General features: G+C 69.1%; 15 protein-coding genes. 5 read left to right on the plus strand and 10 right to left on the minus strand.

The window, feature by feature from the left end; all coding sequences use genetic code 11:
• Positions 1-290 precede the first annotated feature (290 nt).
• Complete coding sequence (locus ACZ7KI_RS36970; protein WP_470277657.1) at positions 291-1,082, minus strand: adenylate/guanylate cyclase domain-containing protein; 792 nt, start codon at positions 1,080-1,082, stop codon at positions 291-293.
• A gap of 228 nt (positions 1,083-1,310) precedes the next feature.
• Here ACZ7KI_RS36970 and ACZ7KI_RS36975 point away from each other — a divergent pair, with 228 nt between their 5' ends.
• Both ACZ7KI_RS36975 and ACZ7KI_RS36980 read left to right on the plus strand, forming a co-directional pair.
• On the plus strand, positions 1,311-1,907 hold the full coding sequence (locus ACZ7KI_RS36975) for a DUF6801 domain-containing protein (RefSeq protein ID WP_470277658.1): 597 nt from the start codon (positions 1,311-1,313) through the stop codon (positions 1,905-1,907).
• Positions 1,908-1,989: 82 nt separating this feature from the next.
• Complete coding sequence (locus ACZ7KI_RS36980; protein WP_470277659.1) at positions 1,990-2,805, plus strand: MBL fold metallo-hydrolase; 816 nt, start codon at positions 1,990-1,992, stop codon at positions 2,803-2,805.
• Here ACZ7KI_RS36980 and ACZ7KI_RS36985 read toward each other — a convergent pair.
• Genes ACZ7KI_RS36985 through ACZ7KI_RS37010 form a run of 6 tightly spaced genes read right to left on the minus strand, consistent with a single transcriptional unit; the run spans position 2,798 to position 10,988 of the window.
• Positions 2,798-4,111, minus strand: coding sequence for an MFS transporter (locus ACZ7KI_RS36985; RefSeq protein ID WP_470277660.1), 1,314 nt, complete (start codon positions 4,109-4,111; stop codon positions 2,798-2,800). The genes ACZ7KI_RS36980 and ACZ7KI_RS36985 overlap by 8 nt on opposite strands.
• Before the next feature lie 20 nt (positions 4,112-4,131).
• Complete coding sequence (locus ACZ7KI_RS36990; RefSeq protein WP_470277661.1) at positions 4,132-4,992, minus strand: DUF3592 domain-containing protein; 861 nt, start codon at positions 4,990-4,992, stop codon at positions 4,132-4,134.
• Positions 4,993-5,002: 10 nt separating this feature from the next.
• On the minus strand, positions 5,003-5,530 hold the full coding sequence (locus ACZ7KI_RS36995; protein ID WP_470277662.1) for a hypothetical protein: 528 nt from the start codon (positions 5,528-5,530) through the stop codon (positions 5,003-5,005).
• A 58-nt stretch (positions 5,531-5,588) separates the two neighbouring features.
• Positions 5,589-8,621: a hypothetical protein gene (locus tag ACZ7KI_RS37000; RefSeq protein WP_470277663.1), complete on the minus strand. Its 3,033-nt coding sequence runs from the start codon at positions 8,619-8,621 to the stop codon at positions 5,589-5,591.
• A gap of 1 nt (position 8,622) precedes the next feature.
• Positions 8,623-9,678, minus strand: a complete 1,056-nt coding sequence (locus ACZ7KI_RS37005; RefSeq protein ID WP_470277664.1) for a hypothetical protein — start codon at positions 9,676-9,678, stop codon at positions 8,623-8,625.
• Positions 9,675-10,988, minus strand: a complete 1,314-nt coding sequence (locus tag ACZ7KI_RS37010) for a hypothetical protein (RefSeq protein WP_470277665.1) — start codon at positions 10,986-10,988, stop codon at positions 9,675-9,677. The genes ACZ7KI_RS37005 and ACZ7KI_RS37010 overlap by 4 nt, the downstream gene beginning before the upstream one ends.
• Positions 10,989-11,860: 872 nt before the next feature.
• Between ACZ7KI_RS37010 and ACZ7KI_RS37015 the strand changes: the two genes are divergently transcribed.
• Entirely contained in the window at positions 11,861-14,845 is a 2,985-nt protein-coding gene (locus tag ACZ7KI_RS37015; protein WP_470277666.1) for a 3-keto-alpha-glucoside-1,2-lyase-like domain-containing protein, read from the plus strand.
• A gap of 64 nt (positions 14,846-14,909) precedes the next feature.
• Here ACZ7KI_RS37015 and ACZ7KI_RS37020 read toward each other — a convergent pair whose 3' ends face one another.
• Genes ACZ7KI_RS37020 through ACZ7KI_RS37030 form a run of 3 tightly spaced genes read right to left on the minus strand, consistent with a single transcriptional unit; the run spans position 14,910 to position 17,583 of the window.
• Entirely contained in the window at positions 14,910-15,668 is a 759-nt protein-coding gene (locus ACZ7KI_RS37020; RefSeq protein ID WP_470277667.1) for an EI24 domain-containing protein, read from the minus strand.
• Between the two features lie 12 nt (positions 15,669-15,680).
• On the minus strand, positions 15,681-16,706 hold the full coding sequence (locus ACZ7KI_RS37025) for a hypothetical protein (RefSeq protein WP_470277668.1): 1,026 nt from the start codon (positions 16,704-16,706) through the stop codon (positions 15,681-15,683).
• A 28-nt stretch (positions 16,707-16,734) separates the two neighbouring features.
• Positions 16,735-17,583: a hypothetical protein gene (locus tag ACZ7KI_RS37030; protein ID WP_470277669.1), complete on the minus strand. Its 849-nt coding sequence runs from the start codon at positions 17,581-17,583 to the stop codon at positions 16,735-16,737.
• A gap of 119 nt (positions 17,584-17,702) precedes the next feature.
• Between ACZ7KI_RS37030 and ACZ7KI_RS37035 the strand changes: the two genes are divergently transcribed.
• Together ACZ7KI_RS37035 and ACZ7KI_RS37040 are read left to right on the plus strand one after the other, a co-directional pair.
• The gene (locus ACZ7KI_RS37035; RefSeq protein ID WP_465505220.1) at positions 17,703-18,275 is read left to right on the plus strand and encodes a TetR/AcrR family transcriptional regulator; all 573 of its coding nucleotides are present in this window, start codon (positions 17,703-17,705) and stop codon (positions 18,273-18,275) included.
• An 8-nt stretch (positions 18,276-18,283) separates the two neighbouring features.
• A complete protein-coding gene (locus ACZ7KI_RS37040; RefSeq protein ID WP_470277670.1) occupies positions 18,284-19,423 on the plus strand; it encodes a GDSL-type esterase/lipase family protein in 1,140 nt (379 codons plus the stop codon).
• Positions 19,424-19,878: the final 455 nt, after the last annotated feature.

Here is a 19,878-nt window from a genome sequence, read left to right on the forward strand (position 1 = left end):
AAAAAATTAAAAGGGTGGCGGGTCGGAATGTTTTTGGTGGGTCTGGGGGGGGAGTGGGGGGGGGTGGGGGGGTTGGGGGGGGGGGGGTGGGGGAGGGGAAACGCCCAAACTCCTCCACACTCGGACCCCTTAGGCATCAGCGATGTCACATCCGGACCACCAAGAGCCGCACTGACCAGCAGCTATGCGACTTTGCCAGGACCCTGCCTTGAAGGTAGGGAAGGAGGCCTTCACGGACACACCACATTCGGTTGGCCGGTGGAGAACCGTCATCGCCACTCACGACCGCCTTAGCCGTCGGACGAGTAGCGAGGGACGACGCGGTAGACGCGCAGATCCTTCGGGGTGCCCTTGGCACGGAAGTTCCGGCGCGGCCGCACGGTGACCGTGTCCGCGTCGAGTTCTTCGACGACGCTTTCGCTGGCCAGCACCTCGTCGCCGTCCGCGGCCGCCATGATCCGGGCGGCGATGTTCACGTCGACGCCGAGGTAGTCGTCGCCGACCCGCTGCGGGTTCCCGCGATGCAGGCCCGCACGCAGGTGGGGCAGGTAGCCCTCGGCTTTGATCACGCTCACGGCGGAGCACGTTTCGTAGGCGGCGTTCACCGCTTCGCCCGGGTCGGCGAACACGGCCATCACGCCGTCGCCGAGCCCTTTCACGATGCTGCCGCGATGCCCGGTGACGATCGCCTCGGTGACGTCGGAGACCGCGCGGAGCAGTTCGAGAACACGGTCGTCGCCGGCGTGCAGTGCCCAGGTCGAGAAGCCGACGAGATCGGTGAACAGCACCGTGACGCCGTTCGCCGCCCTCGGCTGCGTTCCGGTCCGCCGGAGCGCCTTCCACGCCTGCACGGCGGCCAGCCCCAGCTCGCGGGTCGCGCTGGGCCGGTCCGCGCCCGCCTCGGCGAGCAGCCGGGCGAGCCGGTCGGACGAGCGGCTCGTCGACGGCGCGAGCGGGTCGTCGCCGGGGACGAGCCGCCGCAGGAACCGCGCACCGCGCACCAGCTCGCCTCGCTGGTCCGTCGCGCGCAGGAAGCGGCGGGTCCGGAGGTGCCACGGCTCGGGTCGGTCGGTCACGATCAAGACAGTAGCCGCTCGCCGCCCGGGACGAGCACCTGTCACCGCCGTGACAAGAATCCCACCCGCGTTTCCCCTTTAAGCCTTCGCGTGACAATTCACGACAAGGCTATTCCGTATACGTGTGACAAGATCGGCACGTAAAGAAAACGCGAGAGATCTTTTCCTTTCCTCGTTGGTGACTTTCCACCTACATTCGGCTCCGAGCCCATTCAACGACGAAAGGACCTGGAAATGACGGAAACCCTCGTACGCAAGGGCGTTCGCCGGTTCTGCGCGGCCGGGATCGCCGCCGCGGTCGCAGGCACCGTAATGCTTTCCGCCGCCGGGACCGCGGCCGCCGTCGAAAAGAACCTCACGTACAAGGGCGGCTTCCCCATCATCGGCGACCAGCAGGTCGCGGTGGTCGTGAAGGCCGAAATCCCGGCGACCGCGAAGGCCGGGGAACCGATTTCGGTGCCGTTCACCCTCGACGTCGATTCGGGGCAGGCCGCGGGTGACGGGCTCCGGCTGGTCGGCGCGAAGAAGCTTTCCGGCACGATCAGCTCGAAGGTCAACATCGCGCTCGGCGAGCAGAAGGTGGCGATCCCCATCGAGCTGCCGATCCCGGACACCGAGGTACCCGCCGAGGGTTCGCTGAAGTTCACCGCGACGGGCAAGGTCGACTTCACCATTCCCGCCGGTACCCCGGCCGGTGACGCGACCAGCAGCGTGGACGCCGCGGCGACCTCACACATCAAGACCGACAGTTCGCTCGGCGAATTCGACGTCAACCTCACCCTCGACCCGCCCGACCAGGACGCGGTCCTCGGCAAGACGACCGTCAGCTGAGCACCCGTCTTCCCCCGGCTCGGTGAGCCGGGGGAAGACGCGTCTTGACCTCCAGCGCACTGGAGGTCACAAGCTGTCGATCATGTGGATTTGCGACAGGTGCGGTATCGAACATCCAGCCACCCCGGAGCCGCCCCGGTGCGTGCTCGACCGCGGCGAGGTCGGCATCGAAGAAGCCGGGGACCTCGGCCCGCACACCGGGCGATGGTGGACACACGAGGAACTGATCTCCGCGCCGCACAAGACCTTGCACCGTGAGCACGGCCGCGGCCTGCACAGCATCAAACGGGAACCGCGGTTCGCGATCGGACATTGGTCGTTCCTCGCGGTGACCCCGGCGGGAACCCTGCTCTGGGACCCGCCCTCCTGGTTGGACACCGAAGTACTCGACATCGTGCGCGGCCTCGGCGACGTCACCGCGATCGCCACCAGCCACCCGCATATGTTCGGCGCCCAGCTCAGCTGGAGCCGCACGCTGGGCGGGGTCCCGGTGCTGGTCAACGAGCACAATCGCGAATGGCTCCCCGCGTCCGACCCGGCCTTCGAATTCTGGGACGAGCACAGCGAACCCCTGCCCGGCCTCGAACTCATCCGGCTCGGCGGGCATATGCGCGGCAGCGCCGTGGCCCGCACGCCGGACGGCAGCATCCTGGCCGGGGACACGATCACCGGCGGACTCGCGCCGAACTGGGTGTCGTTCCAGCGCAGCTTCCCCAAGCACATCCCGATGTCCGCCGCCGTGGTCCGGCGCATCGTCGACCGGCTCGACGACTTCACCTACGACCGGCTCTACACCCTCGGCGGCGACACCATCGATCAGGACGCCCGTGCCGTCGTGCGCCGCAGCGCCGAAACCCATATCCGGTGGGTGAACGGCGACTTCGACCACCTCACTTGATCGCGCGTTTGTCCTTGTGGCGGAAGGACAACGCGATGAAGCCCGCCATCGCCATGAAGAACGCGACGGCCCACATCCCCGCGCGGAAGCTGCCGGTCAGCCCCTGCAGCCAGCCGGTGAGGTAAGGCCCGACGAAGCCCGACAGGTTACCGAAGGAGTTGATCAAGCCGATCCCCGCGGCGGCACCGACGCCGGTGAGAAAGGCGTTGGGCAGCTGCCAGAACACCGGGATTGCGGTGAACACGCCGACCGCGCAGATGGTCACCGCGATCATCACCCACAGCGGCGAGCCGAGGTACAGCGCACCGGCGATCGCGACCGCGCCGACGAACGCGGGGATGGCGACGTGCCCGGCCCGTTCGCCGGTGTGGTCGGAATGCCGTGCCCACACCACCATGGCCACGGCGGCCACCGCGTAGGGGATCGCGGTGATCAGCCCGATCTCCACGATGCTGTAGTCGGTCTGGAACTGTTGCTGGAAGCCCTTGATCACCTGCGGGAGGAAGAACGCGAGCACGTAGAGGCCGAAGATGATGCCGAAGTAGACGGCGCTCAGCGCGAGCACGCGCGGATCGGTCAGCGCCGATCGCGTGCTCACCTCCTTGCCGACCTCGCGGGTGTCTTCCGCGTCGATGGCCGACTGCAACGCCGTGCGCTCCCCCGAAGTCAGCCACTTCGCGTCCTTCGGTTTGCTCGGCAGCAGGAAGAACACCGCCACACCGAGCAGGATCGACGGCACCCCTTCGGCGAAGAACATGAACCGCCAGCCGGCGTCGAAGCCCAAGACGCCGTCACCGTGTTTGATGAGCAGGGAGGAGACCGGGCTGCCGATGACCGACGAGAGCGGGACCGCCAGGAAGAACAGCGCGACGATCTTCGCGCGCTGCTTACGCGGGAACCAGTAGGTCAGGTACAGGATGATGCCGGGGAAGAAGCCGGCTTCGGCGATACCGAGCAGCACCCGGACGATGTAGAAGCCGACCTCGCCCTGGATGAACGCGGTCGCCGAGGCGACGATGCCCCAGGTGACCATGATCCGCGCGATCCAGATCCGGGCACCGACCTTGTGCAGGATCACGTTGCTGGGCACCTCGAAGAAGAAGTACCCGACGAAGAACAGGCCCGCGCCGAGCCCGTAGGCCGCCGAGCTGATGCCGAGGTCGGCGTTCATGGTGAGCGCCGCGAACCCGACGTTGACCCGGTCGAGATAGTTGAGCAGGTAGAGCAGCCCGAGTAACGGGACAAGCCGGATCATCGCCTTGCGCACCGCTGACGCGGTGGACACCTCTGCCGTCTGTTCGTCCATCGCGCGAGTGTAGGGGGCGATCAGAACAGCGGGGGAAGAAAGGCGCCGAAATTGCCGCCCGCGGCCCGGTCGGCCGGGTCCGGGTCCACTTGGACCGTGTCGGGATCGCGCGGGTCGTAGGTGACCTTCACCGTCGAACCACGGGACGGGGCCTGCAGTGGCGGGGAGATCATCGTCGCGAGCACCGTCCGCTCCCCGGCGTCCGTGGGAAACCGGACCCGCACGGTGAACCGCGGGTTCCCCATCACCCAGACGTTCGTGAACTCGACGCCGACGACGTGGCCGATCACCTGACGGCCGGTCTGCGCCAGCGCCTGCGCCCGGTCGTCCGCCTCCGCCCTGGCGACGAAAGCCCGCCCCAGCACCATGAGCATGACCAGCGCCGTCACCCCGGCCACCCCCGGCACGAGATACGGCTCGTAGTAGACGACCCAGTCGACGTCGGTCCAGGGTTCGGCCGCGCCACGGCCGACCGGCAGCCGCTGCCCCACCGCCTCGGGCCGCGTCCACGAAGGAATCGCGACGCCGCTGCCCAGCGCCACCCCGAGAGACGCCGCGAGTGAGCTCGCCCGGAAGCCCACGCCCATTCCCCGCAACGACATCCCGCCGCCCCACAGCATCGCGAAGCCGAGCGACGAGGCGACCGTGATCGAGATGCTGAACAACAGGACGAGCGACACCGCCGGACCCGTTTCGTCGCCCCACGCGTCGACGCGGTTGAGCGACATCAGCCGGAAGCCGTCCAGCAGCCCGAGCACGCCGGACCAGCCCACGACCGCCCACGCGAGCGTCGTCGGCACGCCGAGCAGCCACAGGCGCGGCCCGGGACGGCGGGCCTGCCGGGGATCGCCCGGCAGGCCGAACTCGAAGGACCCGAACATCTCCGCCTCCCTACGCGATCGGGCCGAAGACAGCGACCTTGGCCGGGTCGGCGGGGTCTACCCGGGCCTCGTGCCGGGTGCCGGGCGCGTACTGCTGGATCGTCGCCAGCGGCGCGATCAGCGGGATCACCGTCTCGTAGGTGGCGCCGTCGGCGCGGGTGACTTCGAGGGTCGCGGTGTACTGCGCCTGCCCGGCGATCTTCCGGCCGGTCGGCTCCAGGCGGCGGATCACCAGGGTCGCGGGCTCGCAGGTCTCGTAGAGCCGCCGTAGTTCGGTGCCGTATGCCTGCAGTTCCTGCTGCTGGCGCAGCTGCTCCTCCATCGGCAGCGCCAGGAACTCCGCCATGTCCGGGTCCGCGTTCAGGTTCCGGAACGCCTGCGCGGCCAGCTGCGGCGTCGGCAGCTGCGGGGTGATGTCGTGGCCCTGCGCGGCGGCCGCCCGCCGGAACTGCTCGGCGTGCCGCTGGAAGTCCTGCGCACCCCGCGCCATGCCCTGCTGCGTCGCGTCGTTGATCTTGTCGCGGATCTTCTTGAACATCGGGTGCCGCCTTTCGCCGTGTCGTTCTCGCTGGACACAGCTTCGGCGGGGCGGCACGCTACCGAACCCAGGTTTTCCCGTCGTCGGTGGCGTCGAGGCAGGTCAGGGGCGCCCAGAAGACCGGCGAGCCGGCCGGTTCCGGCTTTTCGCGCCAGCGGGCCAGCCTCGCTCGCTGCCAGGCGTTCAGCTCGGTGACCGGATCCTCACCGGCGAGGGCGGTGTCGACGGCGATGACCAGATCGGACATCGGGTCCGCGCCGGGGACCGCTGCCGACGTCGGCAGCGCCCAGACCGTCGCCGCGACCAGTCCCGCTCCGGCCGCGACAGCGGCGAGCAGCACGCCGAACGGCTCTGCCAGGCCGAAATCGCTCGCGCTGGCGCAGCCGATCAGTGCCACCCGCGCGGGCATGGTGTCCACTTCGGACAGTGCGAGGTCGGCGGCGGTGAACGGCCGGTGCGTCCCGATCGGCGCCGCCGTGCCGGGCAGATCGGCCGTACAGGACAGGTGCAGCGCGGTCTGCGCGCCGTACTCGTCGCGGACGCGGCTGACGTGGCCCACGAACACCAGCCGTGAACAGGGCCGCGCCAGGAGGTCGACGAGCAGACGGCGGTCGGTATCGGTGCGGCGGACCAGATCGAGCCCGCGCGCGGCGGTGGGAAGCACCGGGCCGTCGGCCAGCCGCGCGTCCAGATGCCGGATCAGCGGCGACGTCGCGTCCTGCTTGCCCAGCACGGAACCCAGCTCGCCGAAGGCACTCTGACCGGGGATCCGCGGATCGAGCAGGTAGACGGGCGGGCCGTCGGCGGCGGGCGGGCGGCGCGGGATCCCGGCCGGGGCGAGCAGTGAGACGTCGGCGATGTCGAGGACGCGTTCGTCGCTGTCGAAACACGAGCCGATCTCGCCGATGTCCAGCACGTGATCGGCCCGCCGATCGGGCAGGGCGAGCAGTCCCCACGGGACCCCGGCGAGGCTCGGCGACGGCTGGATCCGCAGCAGCGGGCGGTTTCCTCCGGCGGCGGACCGCCGAAGCCGTCCGACCAAGTCGGCGGGCAGGAGATTGAGGGCGAGGACCCTGGCCAGGCGTTGTTCACCGGCGTGGCTTCCGAAGGCCTCTTCGCTCAGCGACCGCCGGACGGCGTCGGTGACGCTCTCGCCTTCGTGCGGGGTCGGCGAGGCGGCGTCGAGGTATTCGCGGGCGGTTCCGACTAGGGCGGCGTCGATCGGATGCGTGTGGACGGTGTCGAGGTCCTCGGTGGTCCGCCAGGTGAGGAAGGTGTGACCGGCGTCGGCGAACCGCAGGAGGAACGTCTCGCGCTCTGGCCGCGCGGCGGGCCAGGTTTCGACGGTTTCCGTGGCACGCCGCGGCAGGCGATACCGCTCGGCGGCGAGGCGGAGCCACGGGTCCAGCTCCATGGGCGAGGACGGCGACCAGCGCAGGTCGGGCGGTGGAGCGAGCCGGAGCGGCAATGACGACGTGACGGAACCCAGTGCCGCCAACGGAAGCCGATCGTCCTCAGTGGACGGAAAGACATCGAGGGTCGGCAGCGTTCCGGTCAGGCCGAGCGACGGCCCCTCGACCCCGGTGTACGCCCCGACCGCACAGGTGCGCTCGATCAGTTCGGCCGCCAGCCTCGGCTCCTTCAGCTGGGCCAGCAACGCCAGTGTCAGAGCCATCGTCGGAGCCGCGATGTCGCGTGCCCAGGCCGTGCGCGCCGGTGGCGAGACGAACTCGAATCGGTACTCCGCCGCCGCGAGGGTCAAGGGGAGCGCCAGCTCCAGCACCGCCCGCAGGTCTTCCCCTCGGGCGAATCCGATCGTGGCCGCCACGAAATCCGTGTGCAGGTGGTCCGACCAGTCCCCCGACGCCCGCGCCGATTCCCTGGCGCGGCTCGCGAGGTCCTCAGCCGTCGCCCAGTCGCCTTCCGCGGCGGCACACCGGGCCAGTGCCGTGTCGACGAGGCGCAGGCCCGGAACGTCACCGTTGGCCGTCCGGATCGTCTTCGCGTGTTCGAACTGAGCCCTGGCCTGCGCGACGTCGCCCGCGTACAGCAGCAAGGTGCCCAGCGCGTGGCTCGCCTCCGCGACGTCGCCGGTCAGGCCCGCCGCCGCGAGTTCGTCGCGGGCGGCGACGATCGCGGCGACCGCGCCGGGGAAGTCACCCGCCAGGGCACGGGCCTCCGCCAGCCCGATATCGGCCTTCGCGGCCACGGGAGCACCCGCGTGCTGGGCGCTCAGCCTCAGCAGGTCGGCCCGGGCGTCCGCGTCCTCACCGCCCGCCTGGAGGATCCGGGCACGTTCGGCCCTGGCCATGGCCTGCTGCTGGACGGCCCGCTCGCGGACCTCGTCGATCTCCGCGAGGACGTCCAGCGCTGCCAGGATCTCCTCGAGCGCGGCCCGCGCCCCCGCCAGCTCGCCGGCGGCGATCTGGACGCGCACGTCGAAGATCCGCAGTTCCAGCTCGTCGGCACCGTGGACGTCGAGCAGCTCGGGCGGATACTGTTCCGGCCCCGCTTCCTTGCGGAACGCCGCCCGGCGGCGCTGCCCGGCGATCAGCTCACGCGCCTTGGCGACGTCACCTTCCTCCGTGGCCAGCGAGATGAGCACGCGTTCGGCGACCTCCCGGGAGCCCTCGATCATCCGCGCCTCGGCGTACTGTCCGAAGTGGACTATGGCGGCTGCGCTCACTGGGAAGACTTGGAGCACCGCCTCGGCGCATTGCCTCGCGTTGCGCAGGTCACCCGCGGAGTAGCAGACGTGGGCCAGATCGCTGACGGCGGCGAGTTCGAGGTCGGTCCGGTCCAGTTTCCGCGCGATCTCCCGCATCCGCGCGTACTTCCGGTGCGCGCCGGCGACGTTCCGCGCCGCGGCGAGCTGTTTGGCCTGATCCTGGACTTTGGCGGCTTCCATGAGCAGTTTGCGGTACTTGCCCTCCGAAAGCGAGCACGCGGGCACTTCGCCGTACGACGCCGGGTCGAGACCGAAATGCCTTGCGACACAACGGCAGTTGTAGCCGTGTGAGGTCGCGGGACTCAGTTCGGGCGGGAGCGGACGGTCCGGCGGGGTCTGGGGCGGCGGCATGCCGACGAGCACGTCAGAACTCCTCTTCGGCGGAAGCGGCCGCCGCCCGTTCGGCGAGTGTCCGGCCTTCCGGCGGGCGAGCCCGCACGAGTGCGACCACTTCCGCCCGGTCTTCCGCCGTGGTCCCGATGACACCCTCGCCCGCCACGCCGACGACGACCGTTATCCGTCCACTCTGGACACTTGCCGCGAGCCGGGTCGAGGACTCGTCGAGGTCGGCGGTCCCGGTGAACCGTCCGGCGCCGAGCGAAAGCGGGACCTCCGCGAACGGCTCCCCGTCGTGCAGCGCTGTCGCGGTGAGGACGGCGTCGGCGAACGCGCCCGCGACGTCGACTTCGAGCCGGGCGGTGGCCGCCGCCATGACGACCCGCCAGGTCACCGTGTCCTCGGCGGCGTCCAGGATTCCCGGGGGAACCCGTGCCCAGTCGACGCTCGCCCGTCCCGTAGCCAGTACGCCTTCACCGGACACGACAGGATCGGTTCCGGCGGCCAGCGCGTACGCGCGTTGGCTCGGAGCCGCGATTTCCAAGCGCGCCACCACATCCGCCGCGGCTTCGGCGCGCACGACGTCGTCCTGGTCGTCAAACCACGACGCGAGGCGGCCGCACAGGCCGCGGACCTCGTCGGCGACCGGGGACGCGGCGGCCACCAAGGCGTCGTCCGCGGTCGCCGCGTCGAACAGCTCCGCCGGGGAGGCTTCGAAACCATCGAGGAGACCTTCGGCCAGGTCTTCGACCGCGGCCGTGGCGACCGCCGATTCGAGGTCCAGCAACGCCGGGTCGAGCGACGGCACCCCGAGCGACGGGCCGGCGGGCCACCAGCGACGGATCCACAGCAGCAGAGCGAGCCTGGCCAGCTCCGGCCGAGCGGGGAGGTCGGCATGGCCTTTATCGATCGCGTCCAGGCAGGCCTCCGCCCCGATGAGCCGGGTGAGCCACGGTTCGGCCGCGCCCGGGTCGCTGAGTTCGATCCGCATCGAGGAAACCCTGCCGGAAAGGAGATCGGCGAGGGCGAAACGGATGAGAGCGCCGTCCGCCGCGACGACGGGAGTGTGCACCGGATGCGTCACGACACGGCCTCCAGATCCGGGAGGCGCGCCACGAGCGCGCGCCGCACCTTCGTCCGCAGGTCCATCGAGGTCGACCGCACCACGCCGGTGACGAGGTCGCGTACGTCGGCGGCGTCGGCGGGCAGGTCACCGCGAACGTCGAAACCGTGCAGGCGGATCCAAAGCCTGCTGAGGAACTGCTTGGCGAACTCACGCAGATCACGCAGGAGTCCGGCGTCGGGTCGCGGGGTGAGCGGCGTGGCCCCGGCCAGTGCGCGGCGGGCGTGCAGCACGTAGCCCTCCCGGGCGACCTGGGCGTTGAGCCGCCGCGCGAACTCGGGGGCCCCGGCGGGCGCGGCACCGTCGAGCGGCCGGAGCGCGGGCGCGAGCCCGACACCGACCGCGAAGCAGGCGGCCAGCGCGGGCAGACCGAGCCCGAACCCGGCGGCGACCCGGGTGAGTTCGTCGTCGACGAGGTCGGCGACAGGACCCCGTTCGTCCGCCGGGAGACGGCGCAGGGTGGCCCGCACCCGCCGTTCGACACTGCGTTCGAGCAGTTCCGCACCGGTTTCGTCCCGCCGGTTCAAGGGCGGGACCTCGGTGCGTTCCCCGCGTTGCAGGCCGAGATCCGGCACGGGCAGACCGGCGATCTCTTGGACGGCCTCACTCAAGGCGCGCGCCCCGTCCGGACCGCGCAGGGCCAGCCCGAGAGCGTGCCCGGCGGCCGAAGCGGTGAGAGCCCGCCACGAGGAGTCGGTCAGCTCTTCGACGAACGCTCGGAGCGCCGGAATGTCCTGAGGTGCCCCGGACTCGGCGTGCCAGCGGCGGTGAAGTTCCGTGGTCAGATCCGCCGACATCCGGGGATCCGCGAGATACCGGGTGAGCTGATCGACGCCCGCCGCGCCGCCGTCACCGTGCAGATCACGCAACGCCGCCGCGGCCGTCGCGGGCGCTTCCGGACCCGGCGCGCCGAACCCCGTCGCCAGCTCGTACGCCAGCGGGAAACACACGTCCTGGACGTTGCCCGCCGTGATGCGCAACGCGCGGCGCTGGCGCTTCAGCTGCGTGAACCACGCGGCGGTGGCGCGCAGCCTGTCCGCGTCGGCGAGCAGCAGTTCCGTCAGCTCCGCGGCCGCGACCGCGTCCAGCACCGGACGGCCGAGCCGGGGACGCGCCGCCGTGCGGATCACCAGCGGGTCGATGATCTTCTTGATCGTCCTGGTCAGCGGGCCACCGTCGGCGGACGAGAGGACCTCCACCCCGGGGATCTTCTGCCAGGCCCGCGCGAGGACGGCCGATCGCAGCCGGGAGTCACCCGAATCCGTCGTCATCACCTCCCCCTCCCATGACCCTCCCCCTCGCGCTGCTTGCACTCTAACCGAGCAGACGACGGCTTCTCCCGGTCCAGCAACGTAGCGAAGGCCTCCTTTCCTACTCTCACCGTCAGGGTCCCGGCAAAGTCGAGGTAGAGCTTGATCAACGGAAGATCAGGGACACTCAACGTCCCTGATCTTCCGTTGATCAAGGGCGAGCCGAGGTAGGGCAGGCCTGATTCTGGACGCCGCGGGGCTACAGGTGCGGTTTCGGAGGAATGGTGTGAGTGGCGGTTCGGGTGAGGGCCACTTGTGTCTTAGGTACCTGCCACCGGGCGACACGCGTGATCCGACGGAGAACACGCGTGAGTGAACGGAGAACACCCGACGAAACCTGCCGCTCCCGCGTGTCATCCATCCAGTCACACGTGTCCTCCGTCTGATCACACGCGCCATCCATCCAGCCACGCGAAACCACCGACTCGGCCCCTCGCGAAACCGTGCAAGATACCCAAATCGGGCATTTCCATCTCGAAAAGTGTCCCTTATGGACAGTCCGGACCCGGGTGAGGCCCCTTGTGTGGGCCCGCTCCCGCCGTGTCCACCACGACGCGTTCGTCTTGTCCCGCTATAGAGGTGCAGCCGACCAGCACTTATGCGACTTCGCCGGAACCCTGCGCCTGCGCACAGGAAGGGGGCCTTCACGGACTCCCCGATCGACGGCACACTATCCACTGTGGACAGTCGTCCGACGCAGGTAGCGACCCCGCGCGGCCGTTCGGACTAACTTTCGTCCGAGTTGTACAGACTTTCGTTGACTTCGAACGAAAGTCCTCCTAGGTTCAGCGGACGTCACAGAGGTGCTCTGCCGCCAACCTCGAGGAGCAACGATGCTTCCGTCTGTCCGCAAGCGCTTCAACCGGTCCATCGTCGCCTCATTGGCGCTGGTCACAGCCCTCTCGGGGCTCGTGACCGCACCGGCCGAAGCGGCTGTCCCGCCCCAGCAGCCCGGGGTCACGCTCCGCACGTACGACCTCCAGCGCGAGATCGACAAGCTCTGCGTGATCAAGTCCGGTCAGACCCCCAACGTCGACAAACTGATGCCGACGATCAACTGGACGAGCACCGCCGATTTCGGGATCGGCGAGCAGTTCGTGTCCGAGGTGACCGGCAACATCACCATCGCCACCGCCGGCCGGTACGAGTTTCGCCTCACCAGCGACGACGGCTCCCGGCTGCTCATCGACGGCCGGCGGGTGATCAACCACGACGGCCTGCACGGCGCGACCCCGGCGACCGGCTCCGTCGAACTGGCCACGGGATACCGCGCGCTGCGGATCGACCATTTCGACAACCTTTACGACCAGCAGATCACCCTCGAATGGCGGCCACCGGGCGCGGCGGATTTCACGGTCGTGCCGAATTCGGTGCTCAGCACCGACGCCGACGTCGTCCGGGTGACCTCACCCGGCCGCAAGGAGTGCGAGGGCGTCGCGGACTCACCCGGTGACGGCCTGCCGCTGAACGGCGTCCACCCCGGTTTCACGCTGACGAACCTGCGGCCCGACGGTTTCCAGCCGCAGGTCACCGGGATGGATTGGCTGCCGGACGGACGGCTCGCCATCGCCACTTGGGGCGGCTCCGACAAGGTCCTCGGCGAGGTCCACCTGCTGAGCAACGTCACCGGGAACACCGACCCCACCAAGGTCCGGACCAGGCGCGTCGCAAGCGGTTTGAAGGAACCGATGGGGATCAAGTACGTCGACGGCAAGCTGTACGTGTCGGAGAAGACGCGGCTCGTCGAACTGAACGACACCAACGGCGACGAGGTGACCGACGACTACCGCACGGTCGCCACCTGGCCGTTCGGCGGCAACTTCCACGAGTTCGCGTTCGGCCTGCTGTACAAGGACGGCTACTTCTTCGCCAACCTTTCCGTGTCCATCAACTACGGCGGCGCCACGACCGACCCGCAGCCCGCGCCTAACCGCGGCACCACGATCAAGATCAGCAAGGCGACCGGCCAGGTGTCCTACGTCGCCGGCGGGCTGCGCACCCCGCACGGCATCGGGTGGGGCCCGGAAGGCGACGTCTTCGTCACCGACAACCAAGGCGGCTGGCTGCCCGCGAACAAGCTCGTGCGGATCAAGCAGGACCGCTTCTTCAATCACTACACCAATCCCCCGGGACCGTTCGACTCGAAGCCGGTGACCGCGCCCGTGTTGTGGTTGCCGCACAACGAGATCGCGAACTCGCCGAGCAACATGGTGACGCTGTCGCAAGGTCCTTTCGCCGGGCAGATGGTGTACGGCGACGTGACCTACGGCGGGCTTCAGCGAGCGTTCCTGGAAAAGGTCAACGGCGAGTACCAGGGTGCCGTGTTCCGGATGACGCAAGGACTCGAGTCGGGCGTCAGCCGGATCAGCCTCGGCCCCGACGGCGCGATCTACACCGGAGGCATCGACGGCGGCGGTAACTGGGGCCAGCCCGGCAAGCTGGCCTACGGCCTCCAGAAGGTGACACCGAACGGCACGAACGCCTTCGACATCCGCGCGATGCGCGCCGTCGCGGGCGGCTTCGAACTCGAGTACACCCAGCCGTTGTCGGCCGAGACCGCGCAGAACCTCGCGGCGAAGTACCAGGCGCAGCAGTGGCGCTACCAGCCCACTCCCGCGTACGGCGGGCCGAAGATCGACGAGCAGACCTTGTCCGTCACCTCCGCGAGCCTGTCCCCCGACCGCAAGAAGGTCACGCTGCAGGTGTCCGGGCTGAAGGCGGGACACGTGGTGCACGTCCGGTCCCCGCGCCCGTTCGCCGCGGAGTCCGGTGCGGCATTGTGGAGCACCGAGGCGTGGTACACGCTGAACTCCCTGGTCGGCGGCCCGGCGGCGAGTACGACCTACGAAGCGGAACGTGCCGCGCTCAGCGGTGGCGCCGCGGCCAACACCAACCACGCGGGCTACACCGGCACCGGCTTCGTCGACGGCTACTGGAACCAGGGCGCCGCGACGACGTTCACCGTGAACGTCCCCAAGGCCGGGACCTACAACGCGGCCTTGCGCTACGCGAACGGCCCGGATCCGGCGCCCGGGACCAAATCCGTGAACGTTTACGTCAACGGCACCAAGGTCGAACAAGTCCGGCTCGCCAGCACCGGCAACTGGGACACCTGGAACTCCCAACCGGAAACACTGACCCTCGCCGCCGGGACGAACTCGATCTCCTATCGCTACGACAGCGGTGACGCGGGCAACGTCAACCTCGACAGCCTCACCGTCACCGCGACCCAGCGCATCCCGTTGTTCGACGGCAAGAACCTCGACGCGTGGGAGAAACGCGCGGGCGGGGCCGCGACCTGGCCGGTGGCGGGCGGGGCGATGGAGTCGAACGGCGGTGACATCCGCACGAAGCAGCAGTTCGGCGACTTCCGGCTGCACGTCGAGTGGACCGAGCCGAACTATCCGCCCGAGGTGACCGGACAGGCCAGGGGCAACAGCGGCGTCTATCTCCAGGAACGCTACGAGCTTCAGGTGCTGGAGTCGTTCGGCGACACCACCCTCGCCAACAATGAAGCCGGGGCGATCTACCTGAAGAAGGCGCCCGACCGGAACATGGCGGCGGCGCCGGGAACGTGGCAGACCTACGACGTCACCTTCCGCGCCGCGCGATTCGACGGCGCCGGGAACAAGACCGACAACGCCCGGGTGACCGTGGTCTGGAACGGCGTCGTGGTCCACGACAACGTGGAGATCGACGGCGGCACGGGTGACAGCAACCCGGAGAACGCCGGGCCGGGCGCGATCCGGCTCCAGGACCACGGCGACCCCGGCGAGAACCCGCGGTTCCGCAACATCTGGATCGAACCCGTCGCCTGACAACGGAAGAGCGACCGGCAGGCCCGCGAGAGGGCCTGCCGGTCGCTCCTACACGGACACCGGCTCAGAGCTTCTGGGCCACAGGATCGGCCGCGAGGACTTCACGGGCGACGAGAACACCGCCGACGAAGCCCACCGGCATCACGATCAGGACGGCGAACGGGATCAGGCTCAGCAGCGAGGCGGGAAGGCCGAGACCGAGAGCGAGCGCCCGGCGTTTGCGCAGCAGCAGCCGTCGCTGCTTCAGGTCCATCCCACGCCGGTAGAACGAGACGGCGATCAGTTCCAGTGCCAGGAACCACGCCGTGACCAAGGCCAGCAGGACCGGCACGACGGTCTGCCCGACCACGGGGATGAAGCCCGCGATCAAAAGCGGGATGGTGAACATCAGCGAGCGCAGCACGAGCGACAGCCCGTCCTTCAGGCCCATCCCCAGCAACCGCCAGAACGACAGGTCCACCGCGCCGGGGACGCCGCCGAGATCGTCTTCGACCTTTTCCGCGATGTGCTCGTAGAACGGCCCGCCGACGGCGAGGGTGATCGCCGTGAACCCGATCAGGCACAGCGCCAGCACCACGCCGAACACCGCGACGCCGACCGCCACCCGGATCGTCGTCCGCCAGCCCGGATCCCAGTCGTCCGCGAACGGGGTGACCAGCAGGGAAAGATCGTCGATCCAGAACGCCAGCGCGACTACACCGCCGAGCAGCAGCAGTGTGGTGAGCACCGCGGGCAGCGCGCCGATCAGCAGCAGTTTCGGCGATCGCAGCAGGATGCCCAGGCCTTGCCAGAACATCCGGAAACCCTTGAAGAAATCCCGCATCGGACAGTTCTATCAGCCACCGTCCGGCAATGAGCCACTGCCGTCGGGGCCGGTCACGACGACGCGGAAGCTGACGTCGCCCCCGAACGGGACGGCGGTGACCTGCCAGGTCTGCGGCGAACCGACGTCGATCGTGGTCCTCGCCCGTTCGACCAGTACCGGGACGCGGTCGACGGCCAGTGCGCGCAGGTCGAATCTCGGCACCTGGGCTTCGGTCGGCGCGAAGACCACGGTCAGCCGCCGCTCCTCGACCACCGCGGTGATCACCTGCGAGACGTCCGTGGCCCGCGCCAGCGAGTCGATCGCGCGGCGCAATTCCCCCTCGCCCAGCAGCGACCGCTCGACGGTGACCGTCGCGGAGCCCGACGATGACGTGGTCGTGCTGGACTGCGTCTCTTCCGTCCGGGCAGGCGCTTGCGGCGCGAACAGTTCCGCGCGGAACAAGAACAGCACGAGCGCGGCGCCGAGCAGCAGCCCGAGGAACGCGAGCGCGCCGAACGCGCAACCCTCCGGCGGCTCCTGCACCAGGCTGGACTCCGGGGCGGATTCGATCACGGCTTCGGCCACGCGACGCTCCCACTCCGGCGACAGCCGCTCCACGATCTTCGCCTTCCAAGGCCGGTCCGGCGGGTACTGGACGACGAGGATGTTGCCTGGCCGGTGATCCGGGATGTCGACCAGATTGACGCCGTGCATGATCTTCACGCGGTGCGACGCCGCGCCGTCGGGTGCGACGGTAAGGACGAAGTCGACCGGGATGTCGCCCGTTTCCGTGCCACTCGCCCGCAGGCTCTCGATCTTGGCGAGCGCCATCACCGGGACGATCGCCGCCTCGCGAGCGCGTCGCGGTGCCCCGGCTACGTAGAGCAGAAGGCCGTAGACGAGAGGAAGCCCCAGGCCGGCGACGATCAGGGGGACGTACTCGATGATGATGCCGACGACGAAGGCACACAGTGTCGTGCCGATGACGATCCCGGCCAGGAAGCCGCGGACGACGGCGAGCGGACCGGGCCGGGCGGGTGCGGGGGCAACCGACATGGACGTACTCCAGATTTTCGGGCGGCGTTCAAGCCGCGGGCAGCCAGTCGCTGAGGGCGGGACAGCGCCGGAGCGCCACGAAGATCTTCTTGTCGTCGTCCGGTGACGCCGGATCGAACAGCACTTCGGCGGTCGCGATCGTGGTGTCCCGGGTGCGGCGGGTCACCCAGTGCCGGACGCCCGCGAGATCGGTGAAGCACAGCGTGACAGTCGCGCCGACGGCCCGCTTCCCCGACTCGTCCCCGCCGAGGTGGACCTTCACCTCGACGATCCGGGCGGGCACACGACGGCCATAGGCCAGGAGCCGGTCCCGCGTCCGGACCATTTCGGCGTACCGGCGGGAGAGCTGAACGGCCAACCACAGCGCGAGAAGCGTCAAGACGAGCATGAGCAGGGGCACCCACCGGTCCGCGTAATACATCAGCCACGCCCAGAACCCCCACTTTTCGTCCTCGTGGAAGACGGGGTCGACCGCGGTGCCGACGGCGAGCGGCGGAAGCCACTCTCGAGCGGAGTCACCGGTGCCGAGCGTGATGGCCGCGAAGACCAGCACGACCGGGAACGCCGGTCCCGAAGGCCGCCCCTGATAGCGCCGCACAGCGCCGCCCGCGAGCGTCGCAGCGAAGAGACAGCCGACGAAGGCGAAGGTCCCCCACATCAACCCGTACGGCGGATCGCTGTCGCCACGGTCGTCGAAGACGCTGTCGATCGCCATGGTCCGGAACATTTCGACCAGCGTGCCGAATCCGTGCCCGGCCAGGAAACCGCAGGCCAGCGTGACGGCCGAAGCCACGATCGCGCCGGCGAGCAGCCGCCGGTCTCCCCGCCGGCGCTCGATGCGGTCGTACCGGGCCCGCGCCGGGTCCACTGTGTTCATCACGTTCACCTCCGTTCGGCTTGGTCCCAGCGTCCGCCGGACCGGGTGCTACCGAACCCAGGTTTGGTTTCCTAAAAGCATTAGGCAAATCCAGAATGGACTATGGTAACGTGGCGGACATGGCAAGGGCGGGACTGACCACGGAGCGCGTGGTGCGGGCAGGGGCGGAGATGGCCGACGAAATCGGCTTCGAGCAGGTGACCCCGACAGAGCTCGCGAAGCGGTGCGGCGTCAAGACGGCGAGCCTGTACTCGCACGTGAAGAACGCCCACGAACTGAAGACCGAGATCGCCTTGTTGGCCTTGGCGGAACTCGCCGACCTGGCGTCGGCGGCGGTGGCGGGCCTGGCGGGCAAGGACGCGCTGATCGCCCTGGCGAACGTCCACCGTGACTACGCCCTCGAACATCCCGGCCGGTTCGCCGCCGCGAGATTCCGGCTCGCGCCGGAGACGGCCGCCGCCAGCGCGGGTATCCGGCACGCCCAGCTGATGCGGGCGATCCTGCGCGGCTACGACCTGGCCGAACCGCACCAGACACACGCGGTGCGGCTGCTGGGCAGTGTCTTCAGCGGTTACGTCGGCCTGGAGTCCTCCGGAAGCTTCAGCCACAGCAGTCCCGGCTCACAAGAGAGCTGGACCGAAATCCTCGACGCGCTCGATGTCCTCTTGCGCGCTTGGCCCCGAAAGAAATGACGAAGGAAATGCTCACGACCCCGATCACCGCCGCACTCGTCCGCGGCGCGTTGGACCTGGAGTACACCGAACGCGGCGTGCTCCCCCACCGGCTGACCGCGCACGCCCGGCAGCAGATCCCCGACGCCCTGCTGGCCATGGCGGAATCGCAGCCGTCCGGCGTGCGGCTGGTGTTCCGCACCGCGGCCACGATCGTCGAACTGGACGTCATCGCCACCAAACGGGTCTACATCGGCGCGCCGCCCAGGCCCGACGGCGTCTACGAACTCCTCGTCGACGGGCAGTTCACCGGCAAGGCCAGCGTGGACGACGGCGACACGCTCACCATCGACATGGCCGCGGGCACCGCGCAAGCCGAGCCCGGCCCGGTACGGACCTTGCGCTTCTCCGGCCTGCCGGGCCACGAGAAGGACGTCGAGATCTGGCTGCCGCACGACGAAGCCACCCGGCTGGTCGCCTTGCGGGCCGACGCGGAAGTCCACAATGTACAGTCGGTCGGCCGCAAGGTCTGGCTGCATCACGGCAGTTCGATCAGTCACGGCTCCAACGCGGCGACCCCGACCGGCACCTGGCCCGCGCTGGCCGCGAGGCTGGCCGGCCTGGACCTGGTCAACCTCGGGTTCAGCGGCAGCGCGCTGCTCGACCCGTTCACCGCACGTGCCATGGGGGATACGGCGGCCGACCTGATCAGTGTCAAGATCGGGATCAACCTCGTCAACTCCGACGTGCTGCGGTTGCGCGCGTTCGGCCCGGCCGTGCACGGTTTCCTCGACACCATCAGGGAAGGACACCCCACCACGCCGCTGCTGGTCATTTCGCCGATCTACTGCGCCATCCACGAGCACACGCCGGGACCCAGCGCCATGGATCCCAGTGCGCTGGGCGAAGGAAAGCTGCGGTTCGTGGCCACCGGCGATCCGGCGGAGATCCCGGCGGGCAAGCTGACCCTCACCACGATCCGCGGTGAACTCGCGCGCATCGTCAAGGAGCGCGCCGCCACCGACCCGAACCTGCGCTACCTCGACGGTCTCGAACTGTACGGCGAGGCCGACAACGCCGAACTGCCCTTGCCCGACGAGCTCCATCCGGACGCTGCCACGCACCGGCTCATCGGGGAACGCTTCGCCCGGCTCGGTCTCGGCGGCTGAAAACCTCGTGGCACGCCTTAACGAAGTACCTGAAGGCCCCCTTGCTTGCGCCAGGCGCCAGGGTTCCGGCAAAGTCGGGACCCTAGGTCCGGGGACCTCTTCGTCGTGGCGCAGGCCGACGTCTATGAAGGAATTGGGACGTTGAGTGTCCCAATTCCTTCATAGACACGGGTTCGCACCCGGTTGCGAAGCTTGATCAACAGAACTTCAGGGGCATGCCTCTGAACCCGGTGTACCTCGAGTGTGGAGGATTTGGGACGTTCACCGTCCCAAATCCTCCACACTCGGACCCCGCAGGCATCAGCGATGCCACATCCGGACCACCAAGAACAAGTGCCGACCAGCAACTCTGCGACTTTGCCGAGACCCTGCGCCTAGCGCAAGGAAGGGGGCCTTCATGTACTTCACGACCGGCCGCGGAGGTCACAGCCGTCCCACTGTCACCAGGGCTCACA

It is taken from the genome of Amycolatopsis sp. NPDC039088 (assembly GCF_055598845.1).

Bases quoted from the DNA above. Each gene is read 5' to 3' on its own strand.
- ACZ7KI_RS36980 (WP_470277659.1), top strand. From the start codon at position 1,990: ATGTGGATTTGCGACAGGTGCGGTATCGAACATCCAGCCACCCCGGAG.
- ACZ7KI_RS36990 (WP_470277661.1), bottom strand. From the start codon at position 4,992: ATGTTCGGGTCCTTCGAGTTCGGCCTGCCGGGCGATCCCCGGCAGGCC.
- ACZ7KI_RS37035 (WP_465505220.1), top strand. From the start codon at position 17,703: ATGGCAAGGGCGGGACTGACCACGGAGCGCGTGGTGCGGGCAGGGGCG.
- ACZ7KI_RS36995 (WP_470277662.1), bottom strand. From the start codon at position 5,530: ATGTTCAAGAAGATCCGCGACAAGATCAACGACGCGACGCAGCAGGGC.
- ACZ7KI_RS37015 (WP_470277666.1), top strand. From the start codon at position 11,861: ATGCTTCCGTCTGTCCGCAAGCGCTTCAACCGGTCCATCGTCGCCTCA.
- ACZ7KI_RS36975 (WP_470277658.1), top strand. From the start codon at position 1,311: ATGACGGAAACCCTCGTACGCAAGGGCGTTCGCCGGTTCTGCGCGGCC.
- ACZ7KI_RS37025 (WP_470277668.1), bottom strand. From the start codon at position 16,706: ATGTCGGTTGCCCCCGCACCCGCCCGGCCCGGTCCGCTCGCCGTCGTC.
- ACZ7KI_RS36985 (WP_470277660.1), bottom strand. From the start codon at position 4,111: ATGGACGAACAGACGGCAGAGGTGTCCACCGCGTCAGCGGTGCGCAAG.
- ACZ7KI_RS37020 (WP_470277667.1), bottom strand. From the start codon at position 15,668: ATGCGGGATTTCTTCAAGGGTTTCCGGATGTTCTGGCAAGGCCTGGGC.
- ACZ7KI_RS37040 (WP_470277670.1), top strand. From the start codon at position 18,284: ATGCTCACGACCCCGATCACCGCCGCACTCGTCCGCGGCGCGTTGGAC.
- ACZ7KI_RS37030 (WP_470277669.1), bottom strand. From the start codon at position 17,583: ATGAACACAGTGGACCCGGCGCGGGCCCGGTACGACCGCATCGAGCGC.
- ACZ7KI_RS37010 (WP_470277665.1), bottom strand. From the start codon at position 10,988: ATGACGACGGATTCGGGTGACTCCCGGCTGCGATCGGCCGTCCTCGCG.